Genomic DNA, 1,962 nt, shown 5'->3' with positions numbered 1-1,962 from the left:
GGCGCGGTGCGCGGGGCGGGCCCCGGAGTGGGCGCCGCTGCCGGTGCAGTACGCCGACTACACCCTCTGGCAGCGTGAGCTGCTCGGCGACGCCACGGACCCCGACAGTGTGATGTCCCGTCAGGTCGGGTACTGGCGCGAGGCGCTGGCCGGCGTACCGGAAGCGCTTGAGCTGCCGTTCGACCACCGGCGTCCGGCGGTGGCCTCCTACCGTGGACACCGGATGGCGGTGGAGGTACCGGCACAGGTGCACGCGCGCCTGCTGCAGGTGGCGCAGGCGGAGGACGTCAGTCTGTTCATGGTGCTGCAGACCGCGGTGGCAGTCCTCCTCTCCCGGCTGGGGGCGGGCACCGACATCCCGGTCGGCACGGCCTACGCCGGACGCATGGACGAGGCGCTCGAGGACCTGGTCGGGTTCTTCGTGAACACACTGGTGCTGCGCACGGATCTGTCGGGCGACCCGACGTTCCGTGAGGTGCTGGCGCGGGTGCGCGAGACGAACCTGTCGGCGTACGAGCATCAGGACGTGCCTTTCGAGAAGCTCGTGGAGGAGCTGGCCCCGGTCCGCTCGATGGCACGCCACCCGCTGTTCCAGGTGATGCTCACGCTGCAGAACAACAGCGCGGCGGTGCTGGAGCTGCCGGACCTGCGGACGTATCCGGAGCCGGCCGGGATGCCGGTGGCGAAGTTCGATCTGGAGATGGGCTTCGAGGAGGCTTTCGAGGAGGGAGCGCCCGCAGGTCTGCGCGGTGTGCTGACCGCGGCCACGGACCTCTTCGACGCGGACACCGCCCGGGACATCGGTGACCGGCTCGGGAGGGTGCTGTCGGCTCTGGCGGACGCCCCGGGCACCCGGCTGAGCTCGGTGGACGTGTTCGGCGAGGGTGAGCGCCACCGGATGCTGACCGAGTGGAACGACACGGCGGCGGACGTGCCGCGGGTGACGGCGGTGGAGCTCTTCGCAGCGCAGGTGGCGCGGACGCCGGACACGGCGGCCGTGGTGTGCGGCGAGGCCGAGCTGTCGTACGCGGAGCTGGACGGCCGGGCGAACCGGCTCGCCCGGCTGCTGACGGACCGGGGGGTCGGCCCGGAGTCGGTCGTCGGCGTGATCCTGGAACGCTCCCCGGAGCTGATGGTGACGCTCCTCGCCGTGCTGAAGGCCGGCGGAGCGTATCTGCCGATCGATCCGGAACACCCCGCGGACCGCATCACGTTCATGATCGAGGACGCGGCGCCGACGGCTGTGGTGACCACGACCGAGTTGGGTGGAGTGCTGCCTCAGGGCGTCGCACGAGTGGTGCTGGACGACCCGCTGACGGCGAGCCGGCTGGCGGCCGTCCCGGTGACGCCGCCCGAGGTCACGGTGGATCGGGGCGGTCTGGCGTACGTCATCTACACCTCGGGCTCGACAGGACGCCCGAAGGGTGTGGCGGTCACCCACGCCGGACTGGTGAACTACCTGATGTGGGCCGCCCGGAGGTACGGAGCGGAAGAGGGCGGCGGCCACGTGCCCCTGCACTCGTCGCTCGCGTTCGACCTGACGGTCACCAGTGTGCTGGTGCCGCTGGTGTCGGGTACCGCCGTGGTGGTGAGCCCGGCGGGTGGTGCCGAGGGTCTGGCGGAACTGATCGGTGATCACGACGAGTTCTCCGTCGCCAAGGTCGTTCCCGCGCATCTTCCTTTGCTGTCCGAGCTGTTGACCGACGAGCAGGCGGCTTCTGCGGCGCGGACGTGGGTGGTGGGTGGTGAGGCGTTGCCGGGTGTGGTGGTCCGTGAGTGGTTGGAGCGGTCGCCGGACTCGGTCGTCGTGAACGAGTACGGGCCGACGGAGGCGGTCGTCGGATGCAGCGTGTTCGAGGTGCGGGCGGGGCAGGAGGTCGGGGAGTCCGTTCCGATCGGGCGTCCGGTGGCGAACACGCAGCTGTATGTGCTGGACGAGCGGCTGTCGCCGGTGCCGGTGGG

Annotated in this window: 1 protein-coding gene; it reads left to right on the top strand. The window is 70.9% G+C overall.

Going from position 1 to position 1,962, the window contains the following annotated elements:
• Positions 1-1,962: non-ribosomal peptide synthetase (locus GTY56_RS38995; RefSeq protein ID WP_161369982.1), on the top strand; the 1,962-nt coding region annotated here is incomplete at both ends.

This window comes from Streptomyces sp. SID5643 (genome assembly GCF_009872555.1).
Taxonomy (GTDB): Bacteria; Actinomycetota; Actinomycetes; order Streptomycetales; family Streptomycetaceae; genus Streptomyces; species Streptomyces iakyrus.
The sequence above is the reverse complement of the archived record's forward strand: the minus strand, read 5'-3'. Positions and strand labels throughout refer to the sequence as shown.